Origin of the sequence: Spartinivicinus poritis, from assembly GCF_028858535.1 — a bacterium.
Classification (GTDB): domain Bacteria; phylum Pseudomonadota; class Gammaproteobacteria; order Pseudomonadales; family Zooshikellaceae; genus Spartinivicinus; species Spartinivicinus poritis.
Window position 1 is genome coordinate 112,872 of sequence record NZ_JAPMOU010000015.1, and the last position, 17,688, is coordinate 130,559.

At 40.7% G+C, this 17,688-nt stretch carries 13 protein-coding genes and 1 tRNA gene; 9 read left to right on the forward strand and 5 right to left on the reverse strand.

What is annotated here, in order from left to right; all coding sequences use genetic code 11:
* Positions 1-6: 6 nt before the first annotated feature.
* The 3 genes from glsB (at position 7) to ORQ98_RS13370 (ending at position 3,293) form a co-directional block, all read left to right on the forward strand.
* The gene (gene glsB / locus ORQ98_RS13360; RefSeq protein WP_342455201.1) at positions 7-924 is read left to right on the forward strand and encodes a glutaminase B; all 918 of its coding nucleotides are present in this window, start codon (positions 7-9) and stop codon (positions 922-924) included.
* Between the two features lie 145 nt (positions 925-1,069).
* Positions 1,070-1,651 carry a YfiR family protein gene (locus tag ORQ98_RS13365; protein ID WP_274689315.1) on the forward strand — a complete coding sequence of 194 codons (582 nt, stop codon included), beginning with the start codon at positions 1,070-1,072 and terminating at the stop codon, positions 1,649-1,651.
* A 43-nt stretch (positions 1,652-1,694) separates the two neighbouring features.
* Positions 1,695-3,293: an ATP-binding protein gene (locus ORQ98_RS13370; RefSeq protein WP_274689316.1), complete on the forward strand. Its 1,599-nt coding sequence runs from the start codon at positions 1,695-1,697 to the stop codon at positions 3,291-3,293.
* Between the two features lie 26 nt (positions 3,294-3,319).
* Here the strand turns inward: ORQ98_RS13370 and ORQ98_RS13375 are convergent, their stop codons facing one another.
* Complete coding sequence (locus ORQ98_RS13375) at positions 3,320-5,308, reverse strand: TonB-dependent receptor plug domain-containing protein (RefSeq protein ID WP_274689317.1); 1,989 nt, start codon at positions 5,306-5,308, stop codon at positions 3,320-3,322.
* A gap of 251 nt (positions 5,309-5,559) precedes the next feature.
* Between ORQ98_RS13375 and ORQ98_RS13380 the strand changes: the two genes are divergently transcribed.
* Positions 5,560-7,557, forward strand: coding sequence for a TonB-dependent receptor plug domain-containing protein (locus tag ORQ98_RS13380; RefSeq protein ID WP_274689318.1), 1,998 nt, complete (start codon positions 5,560-5,562; stop codon positions 7,555-7,557).
* 59 nt (positions 7,558-7,616) lie between these two features.
* Here the strand turns inward: ORQ98_RS13380 and ORQ98_RS13385 are convergent, their stop codons facing one another.
* Together ORQ98_RS13385 and ORQ98_RS13390 are read right to left on the reverse strand one after the other, a co-directional pair.
* On the reverse strand, positions 7,617-9,182 hold the full coding sequence (locus ORQ98_RS13385) for a DUF3369 domain-containing protein (protein WP_274689319.1): 1,566 nt from the start codon (positions 9,180-9,182) through the stop codon (positions 7,617-7,619).
* Positions 9,183-9,453: 271 nt separating this feature from the next.
* A complete protein-coding gene (locus ORQ98_RS13390; protein ID WP_274689320.1) occupies positions 9,454-9,915 on the reverse strand; it encodes a VOC family protein in 462 nt (153 codons plus the stop codon).
* A 59-nt stretch (positions 9,916-9,974) separates the two neighbouring features.
* On the opposite strand from ORQ98_RS13390, the gene msrA reads away from it, so the two are divergent.
* Positions 9,975-10,607 carry a peptide-methionine (S)-S-oxide reductase MsrA gene (msrA, locus tag ORQ98_RS13395; RefSeq protein WP_274689321.1) on the forward strand — a complete coding sequence of 211 codons (633 nt, stop codon included), beginning with the start codon at positions 9,975-9,977 and terminating at the stop codon, positions 10,605-10,607.
* 301 nt (positions 10,608-10,908) lie between these two features.
* The gene (locus tag ORQ98_RS13400) at positions 10,909-11,178 is read left to right on the forward strand and encodes a ComEA family DNA-binding protein (RefSeq protein WP_274689322.1); all 270 of its coding nucleotides are present in this window, start codon (positions 10,909-10,911) and stop codon (positions 11,176-11,178) included.
* Between the two features lie 29 nt (positions 11,179-11,207).
* Here the strand turns inward: ORQ98_RS13400 and ORQ98_RS13405 are convergent.
* Together ORQ98_RS13405 and ORQ98_RS13410 are read right to left on the reverse strand one after the other, a co-directional pair.
* Positions 11,208-11,283 (reverse strand) — tRNA-Asn (locus tag ORQ98_RS13405).
* A 164-nt stretch (positions 11,284-11,447) separates the two neighbouring features.
* Positions 11,448-12,626: a pyridoxal phosphate-dependent aminotransferase gene (locus ORQ98_RS13410; RefSeq protein ID WP_274689323.1), complete on the reverse strand. Its 1,179-nt coding sequence runs from the start codon at positions 12,624-12,626 to the stop codon at positions 11,448-11,450.
* 196 nt (positions 12,627-12,822) lie between these two features.
* Between ORQ98_RS13410 and uvrB the strand changes: the two genes are divergently transcribed.
* The 3 genes from uvrB (at position 12,823) to ORQ98_RS13425 (ending at position 17,587) form a co-directional block, all read left to right on the forward strand.
* Positions 12,823-14,841 (forward strand): excinuclease ABC subunit UvrB, encoded by a 2,019-nt coding sequence (gene uvrB, locus ORQ98_RS13415; protein ID WP_274689324.1) that lies wholly within the window; start codon positions 12,823-12,825, stop codon positions 14,839-14,841.
* 116 nt (positions 14,842-14,957) lie between these two features.
* Positions 14,958-16,238 (forward strand): Vi polysaccharide biosynthesis UDP-N-acetylglucosamine C-6 dehydrogenase TviB, encoded by a 1,281-nt coding sequence (tviB, locus tag ORQ98_RS13420; RefSeq protein WP_274689325.1) that lies wholly within the window; start codon positions 14,958-14,960, stop codon positions 16,236-16,238.
* A gap of 20 nt (positions 16,239-16,258) precedes the next feature.
* Positions 16,259-17,587 carry a UDP-glucose dehydrogenase family protein gene (locus tag ORQ98_RS13425; protein WP_274689326.1) on the forward strand — a complete coding sequence of 443 codons (1,329 nt, stop codon included), beginning with the start codon at positions 16,259-16,261 and terminating at the stop codon, positions 17,585-17,587.
* The last annotated feature ends 101 nt before the right edge of the window (positions 17,588-17,688 follow it).

A 17,688-nucleotide genomic window follows, 5' to 3' on the forward strand; every position in this document is an offset into this window, starting at 1 on the left:
ACGTATATGCCCATCATGCAAAGTACGCTCGATGACATTATCGCCGAAGTAAAACCGTTAATTGGTCAGGGTAAAGTGGCCGATTATATTCCAGCATTAGCGGAAGTACCGGCTAATCGGCTGGGTATTGCAGTTTGTACAGTTGACGGCAAAGTGTTTAAAGCAGGCGATGCAGATGAGTTATTTTCGATTCAAAGTATTTCCAAAGTACTTAGCCTGACATTAGCAATTAACCGGGTAGGAGATGAGCTTTGGGAGCGAGTAGGTAAAGAGCCTTCAGGCTTGTCATTTAACTCACTAGTTCAGCTGGAATATGAAAAAGGCATACCTCGAAATCCTTTTATCAATGCTGGGGCCTTGGTTGTTAGTGATGTTTTGCAAAGCCGTCTCTCAGCACCTAAACATCGCATGTTGGAGTTAGTAAGAGGCTTGGCAGATGACCCAGCTGTTATTTCTGATAAGCGAGTAGCCCGTTCAGAATATCAGCACAGTGATCGCAATGCGGCAATTGCTTATTTAATGAAGTCATTCGGTAATTTTTCTAACCGGGTAGAAGATGTGTTGCGCTCCTATTTTAGCTATTGTGCGCTAAAAATGAGCTGTGTCGATTTAGCGAAAACATTTATATATCTCGCTAACCAAGGCCGCCCATTAGGTTGGAATAAACCTTTGATCACTCCTAAGCAAACCAAGCAAATCAATGCTTTGCTAGTTACCTGTGGGTTATATGATGAAGCAGGTGACTTTGCCTATCGGGTTGGTATTCCCGGTAAAAGTGGTGTCGGTGGTGGTATTATTGGAGTTGTGCCTGGAGAACTGACGGTTTGTGTCTGGTCGCCAGAGTTGAATAAGTCTGGAAACTCGCTGGCAGGTACTGCTGCATTAGAACTGTTTACTTCGAGACTGGGGCGTTCAATTTTTTAACTAACAATCAATATAGTCACTGCTAAGCTAGTGTGTAAGAGCAGTGGCTTTTCCATAGAATCATCAGTCGGTGGTGGTTTTCTCACAAGCATTTATACTTCTCTTAGCTGCTTATCCTTCAATTGAATTCAATATTGGCGATGGCATGAGGTTTAGGCTTGCTATTCAGCGGCAAAGTTTAAGAAATATACTTGTTGTAGTCATGCTGATGGTGCTGGCATGGTCTCCTGTTGTTACTCAGGGGGCTGAGCGAAGCTTAGCCAATGTTACTGCTGCGTTTATCTATAAGATCAGTAAATTTGTTATCTGGCCTGCCGCTTCCTTTAAGTCAAAGCAGTCAACGGTGAATTTATGTCTATATGGCCCTGATAAACTGGGTTTGGCTGGTGTGCTGGGGCAATTGAAGGGTAAAAAGACTCAGCAGCGATACATGAAAATTTTCTCGTTGCCAACAGAGCAGGCACTTAGCCAATTGATTAGCCGTGGTCATCAATGCCATATACTTTATTTTACCAATGGCAACCTTAATCATATTTTAGCGCGCAACCCAAATATACTCGCGAGTACACTTTTAATCGGTGCCAGTAAGGGGTTTTTGAGTGATGGTGGAATGGTTGCCCTGATTTTGATTGATAATAAACTGAATATTTATATTAACCGCAAGGCATTAGATAAAAGTGAGGTGAAGTTGCAAGCACGTTTGTTGATGATAACCAAGACTTATTGAAAACAGGCATTAGATGTATAAAGGCAGGGGTAGTTGAGCGTCGATGTTGAGTGGATTTCGCACGATAAAAGAAAAGATTATTTTGCTGGCGATGGGAGCGTCATGTGTTGCCTTGTTATTGTCTACGGCAATATTGACCTATTTAGAGGTTAAGCGGATTAAGTCTGATACGATTAAAACCGTAGAAACACAGGCTAAGCTCATTTCAGTTAATATTATTCCTGCACTGACCTTTGGTGAAGTCACAACAGCAAACTTGATTTTGCAAACGTTAGAGTCTGAGTCGGGTATTCTAGCAGTAATTATCTATCGCACTGATCCACTAACCAGTCAAACCGATATATTTTCCCACTATGTTAGGCCAGGTGATAGTTTGCCAGTTATCAATAATCATATGAACTACCTGACACTTAAAGAAGAAACGCAAGGTATTCGTTTTACCAGACCCATTGAGTTTGAAGGGGAAACGCTAGGCTATTTATTTATTCAGGCAGAAATTCGCCAGCTCTCTGATATTTTAATCGCCAGTAGCCAAGCAAGCTTTGTGATAGCACTGATAGCGTTGATAATTGCTTTTTTAATTGCAATACGCTTTCAACGTTTAATTACCGAACCAATCCAATCATTGATGGAAGTAACGCGTAATGTAACCCAGCGAAAGGACTATACATTGAGAGTGCCGGTAGTTTCTGAGGATGAATTAGCTCAGCTTGCAGAGACATTTAACTCCATGATGGCAGATATACAAGTATATTTGGCTGAAAAAAAACAAGCTGAACAAGAAATGAAACAGCTGAATGAAGAGTTGGAGCAAAAAGTGGCGGCCAGAACGTATGAGCTGGAAACGTCAAACTTAGAGCTGCGCAGTACATTAGAGCAATTAAATACCTCGCAACAACAGTTAGTTGAGCGTGAAAAAATGGCTTCCTTAGGTGAACTGGTGGCAGGGGTGGCTCATGAAATTAATACCCCTATAGGTATAGGGGTGACCTCGATTACATTTTTACAGGATACTGTAAAGCAGTTAGCTAAAGCTTATGAGCAAGAAACACTTTCCGCTGAAATGTTGGAAGAGTTTATTGAGAACGCCAAACAAAGTTGTCAGCTTTTGTTTTCTAACTTACAGCGGGCAGCTGATTTAGTTCGTAGCTTTAAACAAGTGGCTGTCGATCAGTCGAGTGAGCAAATAAGGACATTTAAGGTGAAAGAATATTTGGATGAGATTATCTTATCGCTACGACCAAAACTGAAGCGAGTTAAACATGAAATTATAGTCGACTGTGAAGCTGAACTAGTAATTACCAGTCATCCTGGAATTTTATCGCAGATTTTTACTAACCTAATCTTAAACTCATTGATTCATGGCTTTGAGGATAAAGAACAGGGGGTAATAAAAATTAATGTACATCGATTAGACTCCCAGATAAAGATTCAGTATCAGGATAATGGTAAAGGCTTAGCAAAAGAGCAGTTGAATAAGTTATTTGAACCGTTCTTTACAACGAAACGAGGGCAGGGAGGAAGCGGACTAGGCACTTATATTATTTATAATTTAGTTACCCAGGGGCTTGGTGGTCTTATTAAGGTAGAAAGCCAACAGGGAGAGGGACTAACATATAAAATTGAATTTTCCGTAGATTAGCTGGGAATTAGAACGCTAGAGAAACCCTAGAAAGTTACTTGAATTGTTCCATAGATAGCCCGTCCTTGATAGTTAGGTGAAGTGTTTACCGTTTGGGTTGAGTAGTTGGGAAAAAATATTTCTTCATCTAATAAATTATCTATATACAATGAAAAAGTTGTATTAGCTAATTGAGGTTTGTCAAATAGCTTGCCCAGATTGAACACTAGATTAGCTGTGACAAGGTGATGACTGTTAGCTTTAGGGTTATTATTTTGTGCAGTATTTGTCACAGCATCTAACGGTGTCGGGTCATCAAAATAGTTATCAAATAAGGCAACGCTAAACCCTTTAGGACTTTCATAAGCAATACCCAGCTTAGCCATCAGGTTAGGAATAAACGTCGAATCATTTATTCCTGCATTGTTTTTGTTGGTTTGATAACTGGCATTAGTAATAAGGCGCAATGTTTTAGTGAGCTGCCATGTAGCTTCAAGTTCTACCCCGTCAAACTCTACAGAGCCTGAATTGATCGTTTGAAACTTATTGAGGCTAGGAAGAAATACAGGCTTATGGATATTGGTTATACGACTATGGTAATAAGTGAGTGCAATATGATAGTGCTCAGCCTGATAGGCTATTTGGGCATCATAAGTTTCTATGGTTTCAGGCTTAAGTGAAGAGTTAGCTGTGGCAAGGCTACCATCAAAGTAACGGTTAATAGATTCACCATTGCGATATGCCTGTCCATAAAGCAGTTTGCCATGCAAGCCATTTTTGAAGTTAAAAATTAGCCCAGCCCGTGGTGAAGTATCAATTGATAACTCTTTGGGGCGATTTAATTGAAGGCCTCCAACCAGCTTTAACCAGTCAAACCATTGGTAGTCAATTTGACTGAAAATACCAATCTGCCAGGTGCTCCAATCACCACTGAGACTTCCTTCAGCAAAATCACCTTTTGAGTATAAGGGATTGATACCTAAGAGAAGATTTGTTTGCTGATTAAGCTGCCCATGTAAATTAAATTCCAGTGAGTGCAATGTACCATCGACCTCATTGGTTAAGCCATTTGTGGCAATAAAAAGGTCGGCAAAATCAGAAAAATAACCGTAATGGCTGCGGAAGGACCAGTTTTCTGATAGGTCCCAGTTGTGACTCAGATTGATTGATGTACGTCTTGATCTTACTTGTTCGGCAGGAAATCGAAAATCTGCTAGTAAATTATCTCGCTCTGCATCACTGATATAACCATTAACTTTAAAATTATTGAAATCCATTACAAATACGGCACTTGATCCTTGGCCACCCATTGGGTAATTATCTGTTTGGCCGGTAAGGTCTTTGATATCAGAAAACTCATCACCAGTAAAATCAGTTGTGTGTACAGCGCCTGTTAACCAACCCTCTGCGAATGATGTGCTACCTTGCAGATTGGCAGATTTTGTTGCGAATGAACCGTAACTGAAGGATATAGTATCATCAAACGAAGTCCCTGCTTTAGTCTTGATATTAACAATACCACTAAAAGCATTGCTTCCATATAGGACAGAGCCAGGGCCACGAATAATTTCTATTTGCTCAATGGTTTTTATTGGAAATGTTAGGAATAGGTCAACATGTACATTGCTGCTTTGAGTGTCGGCTATTGGACGTCCATTTAACAGATAAAGTATTTGATTGTCTTGTGGTGCTTCCAGAGCCCCTCTTAATACAGACCGAGATTCAGGCAACACATGCCCACCCACAATCATAAAGCTGGTTTGGCGATTTAATATATCACGAAGGTTGCGGGCTCCAAATTTTCTAATATCGTCAGCTGTAATGACGCTAATAATACCAGGTGCATTACTAAGGGGTTCTTCACGTTTTGATGCTATAGTGATGGTTACCAGCTCTTCTAAATCCATTTCCAGAAGTTCACCCAGTTCATCTTCGCTGGCATATGAACCTATAGAGAAAAGACTGGTGGTCACCATAAGTAGCATATGATTAAGGTAGTGTTTAATAAAAATAAATGTGCCTATTTGCGGCTTCATAGGATTATTTTTTGAATTATTTTATTTGTTGTCAATTGGCCTTTATTTGTTTGTTTAGACTGAACAATCCGTTAGTGCAAGTATTGATAATAATAGGAAGAAATTAAAGAAAAGAAAATCTAAATAAATTGCATATAAAAAATTAAGATTTTTCATGTCTGCTAAACAATAGCATAAAGGGATGACAGTTTATATTTAAATGGGTAATGACACTATAAGCATGTCATGCTTCAATAGGTAACAGCATCTGTATGATAAGTAGTAAAAAAATTGACTGGAGGGGCAGTTTCTTTGTTGGTGGAGTGCTGTTGCTACTAGCAGCTGAATTATATGCTAGAAATGGGGCTAACCATGATGATCAAGATAGCTTGTATGAACTGCCAATAGAAGAACTTTTAAATATAGACATATCTATTGCCTCAATAAAACAAGAGAATATCGCTAATACCCCAGCCGTTGTATCTAGTTACACAGCAGAAGATTTGAGTAAATTAGGTTTGCGTTCGTTAAAAGAGGTGATCAGCTTTGTGCCTGGGTTTGTTGTGGATCGAAATGTATCTGGAACACCACAAATAATGGTAAGAGGGGCTGCTTCAGATTTTGGGGCCAAAATATTAGTGTTGCTTAATGAGGTTCCATACTGGTCTCCTTCTCACAGTAACATTCCTGTCCTGGGCATTCCTTGGGCCGCTATTGATAAAATAGAAATTATACGAGGGCCAGGCGCTGTTATTTACGGATCTAATGCAATTGCGGGGGTGATAAATGTGATCACTAAAGAAACCCCTGGCGGCTCTATTCAAGTCGATTATGGTTCAAACCCTACAGTAAATTCAACAGGGTATTATCGCTATGCTTTCTCCTCTGGTGATAGTAAAGAAGTAGGAAGTAGCATTGTTATTGCCTATGAAAAACAACATAAAGATGAGGGTTATGAAGCAGAAGTTAGGCAGTTAAATCAGATGGTTGCTCCAGATAAGTATCAACAAAAAGAGTTATTTGAGTCTATTTTTATTCAGTTTGATCATGATCATGGACAAGTATTTTTATCATATTTTAATGATTTTACTGAAGGAGCCATTGTTAAGGTTCCTCCATTTCCAATGCCTGGTTCGCCACCACCAATACCTGGGGCGTTGATTGACTCGAAAGTGCCTGATGTGAAAACAGAAGGATTGTTATTACATGGCGACTACCAATGGAGTTGGCAAGAACATTCACTATCTGTGTTTGCTGATTATAATCAATATGCTCCAACCTTCTTATCACCAGATATGACCTCACGATTTGATGATAGTTGGCAAGATAACTTTCGCTTTCGTACTGGGCTTTTAGCAGAGGGTAAAGTCAATGAAATAATGGATTATTTAGCTGGAGTAGAAACTGAACTACGAAAAGTGGATGACTTTAGAAATATATCAAAAAACTCAGGTGATGTTGAACTACTTTTTTCAGCAGATGATGTGCGCGAAGACGCTGTTTATGGTCAGTTGGATTTTCATTGGGATAACTGGCGTATTCTAGTAGGAGCAAGGGCAACAGATAATCAAGCATCAGGTTTTAAAGTAACGCCAAGAACTTCTCTAGTGTACTCTATTGATAACCAGCAATCTTTAAAGTTGCTTTATTCCGTCGGTTTTACCTCACCCAATTTTGAAACAAACATTACTGCCAGTGGCAGTTCTTTAAAGCCAGAATCTGTTGAAATGTTGGATCTGGCTTATTCATATGTCACACCAGAAAAGTTGTTTGTTGCCAATTTATATTACTATGAAGGGGAAGACTTTATTACCCGGTTTCCAGCTCCGCCACCTTTTTTGTTGTTTACCAATAGAGACTCTTTTGCTCGTAAAGGACTAGAGTTAGATTATCAGGTTCAGTTGAAGAATTCCCGTTTACACGCAAACTTAGCTTATAATCACGAAGGTAACCGAACAGGTATAAATAATGATGCTTTTGCTGCGTTAGTACCTGAGTTAACTGTTAATATTGGAGGTCATTATCGGCTTCAAAATCACTTGCTTGGAGCTAGTTTGCGCTATATTAGTCAGCGGCAAATTGCTGATGATTCTGCTGATTTAGCTATTAACTATCAATATCAAAAAAATGGACTGACAATCTTTGCAACAGTTAATAACTTGTTGTCTGATGAGTTAATAACAGTTAACTTTTCACCTGATGGTATAAGTGCTAATCAACGAAACGATAACAAAATAAACTTTACTCTTGGATTTAAATTCGACTTTTAATGTATATTGTGCTGAATCTTTTATTCGACCATCATTAGAAATGGTTTATGATAGCAATTTTATCTGTCTTTGTAACGCTCTTTGATTGAGATAAACTCATCTATGTTATTTATTAGGATATCAACCAACGTCGGGTCAAAGTGCTTAGCTCGCTCTTTTGTTATATATCCAAGTACATCATCTATTTCCCATGGACTTTTGTAACAGCGTTTACTACTTAATGCATCAAAGACATCAGCCAATGCTGTAATACGACCATAGATATGAATATCTTCACCGGCTAGTTGATTAGGATAACCCGAGCCATCCCATTTTTCGTGGTGTTGCTGAGCGATAACACTGGCCGCATAAAATACTCTTGATTCATCACCTTTAAGAATATTGTAGCCAGCTTCTGCATGAGTTTTCATTACTTCCCATTCGGTATCAGTCAGCTTTTCGGGTTTATGCAAAATGGCATCGGGGATTGCTACCTTACCTATATCATGTAGGGGGGATGCCATTTCAACAATTTCAGCTTCTGTTGCACTTAACCCTAACTTTATAGCAAGTAATTTTGAGTATTCTGCTACTCGTTGGATATGAGCCCCGGTCTCTTTGGAGCGGTTTTCTACAGCAGAGCCTAGTGTGTTGATAATTTTACGTTGGATTTGATCACTTTCTTCGCTCAACTTTAAGTTTTCTAAGCATGTAGTGACATTATGTAGAAAAATATCTATTAAATGTTTTTCTATAGCACTTAACGTATCTATTTTATTAATGCCTGAAAAATACATGACTAATTCATTGTTATGCCGTGAAGTATAGTAAGCGTAGCCATTTTCAGTACAGATGCTTTGTTTTTTTTCTAAAGCTGTTTTGATACAAGTTTGGATGCTGTCATCTAATTGAGTAATATCGCTGCCGGTTGAGGTTTCATGACAGCCTGTACCACAAAGCACTTTTATATCAGTTGAGCCTGATAAGTTTGCTGTAGCAAGGTGGTTATTGTTAATAATTAACGTATTATCAGTTAAATGAAGTAGCCCACAAAGCTGGGTTGCTACACCTGTTAGTAATTGATTGAGAGATCGAAATTGATAAATATTATCCAGAGATTGAATGACTTCTCTAAGTCCTTGCTTATTTTTTTCAATGGACATGATATTCCGATAAGAGCGCAGGTTGGAGCGCATTAAAGTAAATAGTTTTTGGGAGGTTAACTCAGTTTTTTCTTTATAATCATCAATGTCGTAATTAATGATTACTTCGTTTTCTGGTGCTTGGCCTGGTTGCCCTGTGCGAAGGACTATTCTCACAAAAGGGTTTTTTAGATTTTCTCTAATATATTTAACTACCTCAAGACCTGCGTGATCGGTTTCCATTACGACATCTAATAAAATCAGGGCTATATTAGATTCCTTTTCAATTAACTGGCATGCTTCTTGTCCTGAGTAAGCACTGGTAAACTCAATTTTAGAGCCTTCGAATGTAAAGTTACTTAAGACCATTTTAGTGATTGTGTGTACTTCAAGATCATCGTCAACCACCATCACTTTCCACTTTTCTGTAGTTGATGAGCTTGTATCAGCTTTTTTAGTAGGCTCATTAGAGGAGGATTTGTTCGCAAAGATATAGTTAGGCATGATGAAGCACTACCGCTTTAATGAGCTGATATTAGGCCAGTTAACCATATTATTTGTAGTATAACAGACGCCTATCTTTTGTCAGAGTTAAGCAAAGAGATAGTCATTTTATGCAAAATAAAGATATATTTATCAGATTTAATTCTATTAAGCCCAGCTATAGTTATAGTGGGCTTAAAGAGGCTACATAGTAAAAATGTTGGAGAGCAGAGCTTACTTGTGCCCCATGGAAGCTTTCTGTGGTCTGATTGAAATGTTGGGACTGACCAGTTTATTTTACGTTAAACCCAGGAGGTATTTTATTTGGGTCGAAGGCCTCTTTATTCTCTCCAAATGACCAGTGATAGCCATCAGCATCTGCAACGGAGTACATTTCATCCCCCCAAAACATTAAGGCAGGCTCCATAATAATTTCTGCACCTGCTGATTTTGCTTGTTCATAGTGTGCTTTGACATCGGGGCAGTACATATAAAGGCCGATACCATGCTGAATCTGGCTATGCTTGGGTGTCACGCTATTATTTTGCATAGCCCCTTGTCTACCTAACATGATTCGGGCGTTATGAAAGGACATTTCTGCGTGGACCAGCGTATTGCCATCAGCCAAAGGGCTTTCTGCTGGCATAAAGCCAAAACATGTTTGATAAAACTTCAGTGAAGCTTCAATGTCTTTAACTGTAATATAGGGCATCAGTTGTGGCATACCTTCTGGTATGTAGGATGGGGTGGTCATAGAGTACTCTCCTTGATTAGTGGTAGTGAAATTGGGTCTAACTTGTAAGGATTCGCAAAATGTTAAAGCATGATAAGTCTACAATGATATCGGCAGCACAAGCATTACCAGGTCGTGACGAATTGATGAAGATTACCAATAAGCACTTTGTTTCGGATAACCCTTTGATGCCACCATTTCCTGAGGGGTATCAGCAGGCTGTATTTGGGTTGGGATGTTTCTGGGGAGCTGAGCGCTTGTTTTGGCAGCTAGCGGGTGTTTATACCACAGCAGTTGGATATGCAGGTGGTTTTACTCCTAATCCTACTTACCAAGAAGTATGTTCAGGTATGACAGGGCATACCGAAGTAGTAGTAGTGGTCTTTAACCCTGACCAGGTTAGCTACCAGCAATTGTTACAGTTATTTTGGGAGTCTCATAATCCTACTCAGGGAATGAGGCAGGGCAATGATCAGGGAACTCAATACCGTTCTGCTATTTACGTAACCTCACCTGAACAGCTGCAACAAGCAGCGCAATCGAAACGGTATTATCAGGAGGCTTTGACCCGTGATGGGTATGCTGAAATTACCACTGAAATTACTGCGCTGAAACATTTTTACTATGCAGAGGAATATCATCAGCAATATTTAGCTAAAAATCCTGATGGTTATTGTGGTTTGAAAGGCACAGGTGTCAGTTGTGGTATTTAGTTGAAAACTTGTTTGTTATCGGGTGGCTATCTTATAAAAAATAGACTAACCCTTAAATTATTTCAGGTATTAGATTTTTAAACTGAATTGGGTGAAACTGTTTTTGCTGTTTTATTTTTGCTCAGTTAATTAATAAAAAATTGAATATTATTCTCGTAAAAGCATCTTTATTCTAGTGCAAAAAAATATATGAGGCTTGGTTCTTTATTTTAAATAAGGGTGGTTAAAAAACAAACTTTTGCTTGGTATCTTTTGGACTTCTTTTAGACATGAATTAAATAGTTGAAAGGAGTCTTTCTCAATGAAAAATCTATTCAAATCTGTAATCCTTGCATTTTCTGTATTGGCGGCTAGCTTTACTTGGGCAAGTGCTAGTGAAGTAAATATTAATACAGCCGATGCGGTTACTATTGCAGAGGTGTTAACAGGTATTGGTGAAGCTAAAGCAAAAGCGATTATTGCTTACCGTGACGAGCATGGCGACTTTACTAGTATCGAACAGCTGCTTGAAGTTAAAGGGATCGGTGAAGGAACTTTGAGTAAAAATGAAGGAAAAATACTAATTAAATAAAGAGCTTTATTTAATTGAACAGTTAAAGTTGGCTCCCCGAACTGGACTCGAACCAGTGACCCAATGATTAACAGTCATTTGCTCTACCAACTGAGCTATCGGGGAAGCGCTAACGGGGTGGTATACTAATAACTTGTTAGGAGAAGGTCAACACTTTGTTGGTGGTTAAAATTCGTTTTTACAACAAAGTGTTAAATCTGATTAAACCTTGTACTACCCTAAAATACTTGCAGCTCGCCAACTGGCGAGCTTTCTTTTTTTTCTGTTTCTTACAACGCCTGATGTATACGGTCTAATGCTTCATTAAGAATCGCTTCACTTGTTGCATAAGATAACCGCATATAGCCAGGTGCACCAAAAGCAGAGCCTGGTACTAAAGCAACCCTTGCCTGTTCGAGTAAATACTCAGCAAAATCCACATCACTGTTCATGCCTTTATTGTTCATGGCTTCATTAAAGTTGGCAAAAGCATAAAATGCACCATCAGCTTCAATGCAGGAAACACCAGGCAGCTGGTTGAGCCTTTCAACTACCAGGTCATGACGTACTTTGAAGGCTTTAACCATTTCTTTTACGCACGCTTGGGAATTGCTCAGTGCAGCCGTTGCAGCAGCTTGTGAAATAGAGCAAGCGTTGGAGGTACTTTGGGATTGGATTTTTTTCATGGCTGCAATGAGGTTGGCTGGCCCTGCTGCGTAACCAATCCGCCAGCCAGTCATGGAATAAGCCTTTGAAACACCATTAAGTACAATGGTGCGAGGGTATAAGTCAGGTGCTGCATTTACAATATTGCAGAATGGCTCATCACTCCACAGTATTTTTTCGTACATATCATCGGTGGCGATCAACACCTTGGGATGGGCTTGAAGTACTTCAGCGAGTGCAGCTAAGTCAGCTTTGGTATAGGCGACACCGGTGGGGTTTGAGGGGCTATTCAAAACAACCAGCCGGGTTTTATCTGTAATAGCAGCTGATAGTTGTTCAGCAGTGAGCTTAAACCGGTTTTCCTCCAGGGTAGAGATAATGATGGGCCTGGCCTCTGCGATCTTTACCATATCTGGATAAGAAACCCAGTAGGGAGCAGGGATAATCACTTCATCACCAGGGTTTAACAGGGCTAAAGCTAAGTTGAAAAAGCTTTGTTTGCCACCAGAGGAAACCAGAATCTGGTTTGGCTGATAGATAAGCTGATTATCATTGGACAGTTTATTGATAATGGCTTGCTTCAGCTCGGCTGTACCATCTACGGCGGTATATTTTGTTTGACCAGCACTAATGGCTGCAATCGCGGCATCTTTAATGTGTTTGGGGGTGTCAAAATCAGGCTCACCAGCACCTAGGCCGATAATATCTTTACCTTCAGCACGTAGTGCGGCTGCACGGCTGGTGACGGCTAATGTGGGGGAAGGTTTGATGGCACTGACACGAAGGGAGAGCTGCACGTCCACCTTGATTCCTCTTAAATCGGTTTATGTGTTTACTATTTGATTTGCTCAGGCTAGCCTGTATACCCACTCGTAAAAAATGTTTACGCTTCGGGGTAATTGCCAGTCAAAAATAGTCCCAATATATTGGATTGGTATTAACTGGCTTTTTAGATCTTTTGCTCATCCATCATACTAGATGAAGCAGGCTTCAGGAACCATGACAAAGCAATTTCAAGTTGTTTCAACGTTTCAGCCGGCAGGTGATCAAGGCTCCGCGATTAAGGCTGTTGTAAAAGGGGTGAATGCTGGCCTGGCTTCACAAACTTTATTAGGGGTTACTGGGTCAGGCAAAACCTACTCAGTAGCCAAAGTGATTGAGCAGCTTCAGCGTCCCACGTTGGTGATGGCACATAATAAGACGCTAGCTGCCCAATTGTACGGCGAATTCAAAAGTTTTTTTCCTAATAATTCTGTTGAGTACTTTGTTTCTTATTATGACTATTACCAGCCAGAAGCTTATGTACCTACCTCTGATACCTATATTGAAAAAGACGCTTCAATCAATGACCACATTGAGCAGATGCGCCTTTCGGCAACAAAGGCCTTACTAGAAAGGTCTGATACCATCATAGTGGCTACTGTTTCAGCAATCTATGGTTTGGGTGATCCAGAATCTTATTTGAAAATGGTGATGCACCTTGATCGAGGTGATACAGTTGACCAGCGTACCATTCTAAGGCGACTGGCAGAGCTGCAATATACTCGTAATGATCTTGAGTTACGAAGGGGAACTTATCGAGTACGCGGTGATGTTATTGATATTTTTCCAGCAGACTCTGAACAGGAGGCCATTCGAGTTGAGCTATTTGATGAAGAGATTGACCAACTGGCTTATTTTGATCCATTGACTGGCGCTGTTACTCAGAAACTTCCCCGAGTCACCATTTTCCCTAAGTCCCACTATGTGACACCAAGACAAAAATTGTTGGATGCTGTTGAAGAAATAAAAGTTGAATTAAAAGAGCGGCTGGAGCAGCTTCGAAATAACAATAAGCTGGTTGAAGCTCAGCGCTTAGAGCAACGCACTCGCTATGATTTAGAAATGATTATAGAGCTGGGTTATTGCACAGGTATTGAAAACTACTCCCGCTATCTTTCTGGTCGGACTCCAGGTGAACCACCACCAACCCTCTTTGACTACCTGCCCGATGATGCTTTGTTAGTAATTGATGAGTCTCATGTAACCGTGCCGCAAGTGGGAGCCATGTATCGTGGTGACCGGTCCCGGAAAGAAACTCTGGTAGAATACGGCTTTCGACTACCTTCAGCCCTTGACAATCGTCCCATGAAGTTTGAAGAGTGGGAGTTGAAAAGCCCACAAACGATCTTTGTATCAGCAACACCAGGCCCTTATGAAATAGAACACCAGGGTCAGCAAGTAGAGCTGGTGGTTCGGCCAACAGGTTTGATTGATCCAGAAATAGAAGTTCGACCTGCAACCAGCCAGATTGATGACTTGCTGTCTGAGATCAGTGTGTATGTAGAGCAGCAACAGCGAGTATTGGTGACTACCTTAACTAAACGAATGGCAGAAGATTTAACAGAATTTCTTCTTGAGCATGGGGTTAAGGTTCGTTACTTGCACTCAGATATTGATACGGTTGAACGTGTAGAAATTATTCGAGACTTACGCTTGGGGGTATTTGATGTGTTGGTGGGTATTAACCTGCTAAGAGAAGGTCTGGATATGCCTGAAGTCGCTTTGGTGGCTATTTTGGATGCAGATAAAGAAGGTTTCTTGCGCTCAGATCGCTCGTTGATTCAAACCATTGGTCGTGCGGCTCGCAACATTCACGGTAAAGCGATTTTGTATGCGGATAAGATTACTGGCTCCATGCAACGTGCCATTGATGAAACTGGACGCCGCCGAGCAAAGCAGGTGGCGTATAATCAACAGCATGGCATTACGCCAAAAGGAGTGATCAAAGCCGTTGCAGATATCCTTGAAGGTGCCACTATTCCAGGGAAAAAAGGTAAGAAGGGCAAGCAGCAGAAGAAAGTTGCTGAGCCTGAAGCGCAGTATCAAGTGAAGCACGCTAGCTCGGAGAGTTTATTAGCGCAAATCAGCAAGCTTGAAGAGAAAATGTATGAGCATGCCAAGAACCTTGAGTTTGAGGAAGCAGCATCGGTACGTGATCACATTAATCAGTTAAAGCAAAATGCACTCTTACAATAGTTGGGGCTTGGTCGAGATTGCTTGCGTAGTCATTAGTGCCTACTAGGATTATACTTGCCGACAGTTTTAACCTTTAATTGATAAATGAGTTAGATTTTAGGCGGAGAAACGACTACATGGATCAGCGATTAAAAGACCGGAAAATCGCAGTAATTGGCTTAGGCTATGTGGGTTTGCCATTAGCTGTGGAGTTTGGCAAGCACTATAACACAGTAGGCTTTGATATTAATCAAACGCGAGTTGCTGAGCTGTGTGATGGTGTAGATAAAACCTTAGAAGTGGATTCAGCAGAGCTAAAAGCGGTAGATAAACTCAGTTATACAGCGAGTGTAGCTGACTTGAAAGACTGCTCTATTTATATTGTGACGGTTCCTACACCAATTGATGCCTATCGGCAGCCTGATTTAACTCCTTTAACCAAAGCCAGTGAAATGCTCGCTAAAGTAATCAGCAACGGTGATATTGTTATCTATGAATCAACAGTTTACCCAGGAGCAACCGAAGAGCACTGTATTCCAATTCTAGAGCAGGGCTCCGGGCTGGCCTATAACCAGGATTTTTTTGCAGGCTATAGTCCTGAGCGAATTAACCCAGGCGATAAAGAACATCGCTTAACCACCATTAAAAAGGTAACTTCTGGATCGACTCTTGAAGTCGCTGATCTGGTGGATCAACTGTATGCGAGCATTATTACTGCAGGTACTCATAAAGCGTCTTGTATTAAAGTAGCTGAAGCAGCGAAGGTAATTGAAAATACTCAGCGAGACTTGAACATTGCCTTGATTAATGAGTTAGCGTTGATTTTTGAGCGGATCGGCATTGATACATTAGAAGTGTTAGAAGCAGCGGGAACCAAATGGAATTTCTTACCATTTCGCCCAGGATTAGTCGGCGGCCACTGTATTGGTGTAGACCCTTACTACCTTACCCATAAAGCAAAGTCCATTGGCTATCGCCCTGAAGTGATTTTGGCTGGCCGGCGGATTAACGACCGAATGGGTGCCACTGTTGCCAACCGAGTGTTAAAGCTAATGGTGGGAAGAAAACTAAACCTGTCGGAAGCAAAAGTACTTATTTTGGGGCTGACCTTTAAAGAAAATTGCCCAGATCTACGTAATACCAAAGCCATTGATATCATCTCAGAACTGCAAGGTTGGGGAGTGCAAGTTGATGTACATGACCCTTGGGTTGACCCTGCAGAAGCACGTCATGAATATCAGTTGGAAGTAATGACAGAGCTGCCTAAGCAGGAATATCAAGCCATTATCTTAGCTGTTGGGCATCAACAGTTTGTTTCTCTAACAGAAGATCAGCTTAATGCACTAAAAGCACCAAATGGTGTGTTGTTTGATGTAAAAAGTGCGCTTCCTAAAGCATGGGTTGATGATAGGCTGTAATTTTCTTAAAGCGATTACTCATGAAAATAACCATTATGGGGACAGGCTATGTAGGCCTTGTAACAGGGGCTTGCCTGGCTGATGTAGGGCATCAAGTTTTTTGCTTTGATATTAATCGTGAAAAAATCCAGCAGTTGTTGCAAGGCCAGGTGCCTTTTTTTGAGCCTGGTCTGGCCCAAATCATAAAGCGCAATATAAGTCAGCGGCTCTTTTTCAGTGACGACTTTTTGCAGTCTCTTAATTATGCAGATGTTATTTTTATTGCAGTAGGAACGCCACCCAACGAAGATGGTTCAGCGGATTTACAGCATGTATTAAGCTTAGCTGAGCAAATTGGCAGTCATATTACTGATAGTAAAATTATTGTTACTAAATCGACCGTACCTGTTGGCACGGCTGAAAAAGTTAAACACGTGATTACTCAGCAACTAAAGGCACGTGACTTAACGGCTAACGTTGAAGTGGTGGCAAATCCTGAGTTTCTCAAGGAAGGAGCGGCTGTTACAGATTTTATGCGACCTGACCGAATTGTAGTCGGTGCTGAGTCAGAAAACGCAAAACAGGTGATGTCTGAAATTTATGCGCCATTTAATCGTAACCATAACAGAATGATGTTTATGGAGGTTAAGGCGGCAGAGCTAACCAAGTATGCAGCCAATGCAATGCTGGCGACCAAAATTAGTTTTATGAACGATATGGCTAATTTAGCTGAGTGCTTAGGTGTTGATATTGAGCAGGTTCGGTTAGGCATTGGTTCTGATCATCGAATTGGTTATCACTTTATTTATCCTGGCTGTGGTTATGGGGGCTCCTGTTTTCCAAAGGATGTTAAGGCGATTACGCAGACAGCCAGAACAGCTGGTAGTCCTCTAACCTTATTAGAGACGGTCGATCAGGTTAATCAAAAGCAGAAGCAAGTGTTATTTTATAAGCTCCGTCAGTACTTTGGTGGGGAGCTAAGTGGCAAAGTAGTTGCTTTATGGGGGTTGGCATTTAAGCCAAAAACAGATGATATGCGTGAAGCCCCTAGTCGACTGTTGATGGAGCAATTATGGCAGGTGGGTGCATCCGTTAAGGCATTTGACCCAGAAGCCATGGCACAGGCACAGTTAATCTATGAGGGAAATCCGAAGCTGACACTGGTTGATAGTCCTTACGATGCTTTAGTTGATGCAGATGTATTGGTTATCTGTACAGAGTGGGCAGTATTTCGTGCCCCTGACTTTGAGCAGATGAAACAGCGGTTACGCCAACCTGTCATTTTTGATGGCCGTAATATTTATGATCCCCATACAATGGCAGATCTGGGATTTAGCTATCAAGCTATTGGGCGTGGCAAGGTTGTATGAAAAACGTAAAATAATACAGCCTTGTTTTGCAGTTTTTGTAAGAAGCAAGTGTTGTATACTATCAGGAAGCTGGTGGAAAATATTAGCGCAATCGTTTTGCG

Coding starts and splice junctions, on each gene's coding strand:
- ORQ98_RS13380 (WP_274689318.1), top strand. CDS start 5,560: ATGATAAGTAGTAAAAAAATTGACTGGAGGGGCAGTTTCTTTGTTGGT.
- msrA (WP_274689321.1), top strand. CDS start 9,975: ATGTTAAAGCATGATAAGTCTACAATGATATCGGCAGCACAAGCATTA.
- ORQ98_RS13365 (WP_274689315.1), top strand. CDS start 1,070: ATGAGGTTTAGGCTTGCTATTCAGCGGCAAAGTTTAAGAAATATACTT.
- glsB (WP_342455201.1), top strand. CDS start 7: ATGCCCATCATGCAAAGTACGCTCGATGACATTATCGCCGAAGTAAAA.
- ORQ98_RS13390 (WP_274689320.1), bottom strand. CDS start 9,915: ATGACCACCCCATCCTACATACCAGAAGGTATGCCACAACTGATGCCC.
- ORQ98_RS13425 (WP_274689326.1), top strand. CDS start 16,259: ATGAAAATAACCATTATGGGGACAGGCTATGTAGGCCTTGTAACAGGG.
- ORQ98_RS13400 (WP_274689322.1), top strand. CDS start 10,909: ATGAAAAATCTATTCAAATCTGTAATCCTTGCATTTTCTGTATTGGCG.
- tviB (WP_274689325.1), top strand. CDS start 14,958: ATGGATCAGCGATTAAAAGACCGGAAAATCGCAGTAATTGGCTTAGGC.
- ORQ98_RS13370 (WP_274689316.1), top strand. CDS start 1,695: ATGTTGAGTGGATTTCGCACGATAAAAGAAAAGATTATTTTGCTGGCG.
- ORQ98_RS13375 (WP_274689317.1), bottom strand. CDS start 5,308: ATGAAGCCGCAAATAGGCACATTTATTTTTATTAAACACTACCTTAAT.
- uvrB (WP_274689324.1), top strand. CDS start 12,823: ATGACAAAGCAATTTCAAGTTGTTTCAACGTTTCAGCCGGCAGGTGAT.
- ORQ98_RS13385 (WP_274689319.1), bottom strand. CDS start 9,182: ATGCCTAACTATATCTTTGCGAACAAATCCTCCTCTAATGAGCCTACT.